Raw genomic sequence first — 2,725 nt, forward strand, 5'->3', positions numbered from 1 at the left:
ATAAGCTCTCGCCCTCCTTACATGAATAATCGGGTATGCCCTGTTTCGGGGCAGCCTTGCCTTTGGCAGCGTCCTCCTGCGCCCACTTGTAAATGGTGGCTGCATGGCTCTGGTACTGCTTCCCGGTGGAAGCGATATGGCAGGAAAGCCGGTCAATATAATACTCCCACTTGTCGGGCAGCTCTGTTTTCAGCCCGGAAAGCTCTGTATCGGTCAGTATCACATTGTTGTATCTGCCATAAGCGGCGGGGGCGGGGTGTCCCGTTTCTCCCTCTCTCTCTTTTTCTATCTCTTTCTCTAACTCTATCTCTATCTCTGGTGGACGAATGTCGGACAAATGTCCGCCTTTTGTCCGGGGCGGTAAAAGTGCCTTGTTTTCCAGCCTTGCAGCCCGTTTTCTCTCGGCTTCGGTAGAGGACTGTCCTATCATCAGCTCAATATCGGTCATATAAAAAGCCCCGCTGTCAAGCTGCTCCACAAGCCCCAACTGCCGGAAAATCTCTAAAGCCCTTTCAACCGTCCCTATCTGGTGGCGGGTCAGTGTCGCTATCATCTGCGCTGTGTAGGGGATATGCTCGTCAAGCTGCAACTTCCCGCCGTTTTTCAGAGATTTTAAGTACAGCTTCAAGAGGATATTGGAATATAAAATCCCGTCTTTCATATCTTCCAGCAGCACAATGGAGTCGCTGTCAAAAAAATTCTCTTTCAGCTTGAGGTAGTAATACTTGCGGTTATCTGCCATTGTCCCTGTCCTCCTTTTTCCGGCGTTTGGAGTAGTAGCGGGGGCAAAGTATGATAACCGCCCGGAAGCTCTGCTTACAGCTATGGGTACAGCCCCGGCAGAGGTCGTTGTATGTGATACGGTCGCAGGTGGTATTCCCGACTTTTACTTGCCGCAGGAAAAAAGACCATTCCAGCCGCCGTTTCTTGCTCATTCTTGGCATGGGTGCGCTCCTTTCTGCCGTTTCCGCTGGTGTGGCGGTATCGACGGTAATTCTGTATCATCTCGGTATCATTTTCGGGGTTTTTCTGCCCTGTAAGCCCGTTAAAAAATCCTTTGGTATTGCGGGTAGAGTACGGGGCAGCCCCCTTGTTCTGTATGGGTTCGGGTACATTTTGGGGTGGTTTTTATCGTTCCTGTTCCTGCCTTTTCACAGGCTTGCGCTCCCGGCGTAAAATCTGGTCGATATTGCCCTTGACAGTCTGTAAGCGGCGGTATTCCTCCCGTTTTGCCCGGTAATCGTTGTAGCCGCTGTTTTTCTCTTTGATAAGGGCTTCAATCTCTGCTTGCAGGGCTTTATAGCTCGGCAGCTTGGAAATGCCGTTCTCCTTGAAATAACGGGCGGCTGCGTCTGCTATGATAAAGTCGCTTTCGTGCTTCTGTCGGTAGGCTGCTTTTGCTTTGGCGTTTTTCTGCTGTTTCAGCCCGTCCCGGACAGGGCGGGTCTTGGAATAGGCAAGCACCTGCCGTTGCAGCTCCTTTTTCCCGTTCAGCGTCTTTTCCACCTGCTTCAGCTCTGTAAGGCTTTCCTGCATGGCGGCATAAGCGGCAGAACAGGCTTCGTCCAGTTCCTCCGGGGAAGAAAAGCCGTACTGTTGATAGGCGGTAACAGTAGCTGCCATTTGCTTTAGGTTGTGCTTTGCCGCCCAGCGGTCATAGCCCACGCCCTTGCCCTCGGCTCGCTTGGCTTCCCGGTCAACCATGCGCTGCAAGGTGTTGTCTGCCGGGGTGGTTTTTGCGGCTTTTTCCTCCCGCAAGCGTCCCTTTTGGGTGTGGGGGTATTCGGGTATGGCTTTGGTCTGTTCGGCGGCTCTGTGGGCGTTCTGCGTGAGCAGGGCAAGGACAGCAGCCTTGTCAAAATCGTCCCCCAGCTTCCGGGCTGTGATAGGCTTTGTCCTGTCCGGCGTGAGGTAGGAAAGCCGCCCCCGGCTCTCCTTGACAGTTACGCCCTCCCGCAGCAAAAGGGAAGAAAACTCGTCAAAGCTGCCAGCTTGGGAAAGTGCCTGCCGTATCGTCCGGCGCAGCTTCGCCTTGTCCGTTTCAAACTTGGTGGGCTTGGTCGGCTGTCCTGCGGCTTCTCTGACAGCGTTCTCTTTATCAAGGGCAAGCTGCCCTTTCTTTGCCGCCCAGTATTCCCGTTCCGTTATCCGTTCCTTGCTGCCGTTCAAGAGGTCGATTTGGTAAAGCCCCTCCCGGTGGCACATCTCCATGACTTCACTCTTGAAATATTCCATAGCGGCGTTGGTGCAGCGGTGCTTGCAGCCCGCCCGTGTGTCGGCTGGTCTGTCCATGTAGGGCAGAAGCGGGACTTCGTAAATCCGCAGGGAGTTGATGACGATATGCACATGGATATTGCCGCTGTGGTTATGCCCGTCCGGGTGGGTGCATACAAGGCTTGGTGTCCGGGGAAATGCTCTTTGCAGAACTGCTCGCCCAGCTCCTGCGCCCGGTCTACGGTCAAGCCGTTGTCTGTCCCGTCCCGTGGGTCAAAACTGATGATATAGTGGTGGCTTTTCACATCTTCCCGTTTTTGGTTTTTCTCATAGCGGAGATTGGCTCGCATACAGGCAACGGCGAAATCCTCGCCCCCGCAGTTGAGGGAAGAAATGCGGTAATCCTCCCTCGGTATCAGCCGCCCGTTTTCATCAAGGGTGGGCTTCATGGTAAACTCGTCATGCTCAAATGTGAGGTAGGCTTCCGCTGCGCCATAGTCGGCATTTTTAG

The 2,725-nt window shown here is 53.8% G+C and carries 2 protein-coding genes and 1 pseudogene; all 3 read right to left on the reverse strand.

The window, feature by feature from the left end:
• On the reverse strand, positions 1–742 hold a 742-nt coding region (locus DWX73_RS13045), incomplete at its 3' end, for a phage replisome organizer N-terminal domain-containing protein (RefSeq protein ID WP_109215853.1).
• On the reverse strand, positions 732–944 hold the full coding sequence (locus DWX73_RS13050) for a hypothetical protein (protein ID WP_005927784.1): 213 nt from the start codon (positions 942–944) through the stop codon (positions 732–734). The genes DWX73_RS13045 and DWX73_RS13050, both read right to left, overlap by 11 nt.
• A gap of 184 nt (positions 945–1,128) precedes the next feature.
• Positions 1,129–2,725: pseudogene (locus DWX73_RS13060) on the reverse strand (relaxase/mobilization nuclease domain-containing protein); the annotation flags it as partial.

Source organism: Coprococcus sp. AF21-14LB, assembly GCF_003458885.1.
Lineage (GTDB): Bacteria > Bacillota > Clostridia > Lachnospirales > Lachnospiraceae > UBA9414.

Coding starts and splice junctions, on each gene's coding strand:
- DWX73_RS13050 (WP_005927784.1), bottom strand. CDS start 944: ATGCCAAGAATGAGCAAGAAACGGCGGCTGGAATGGTCTTTTTTCCTG.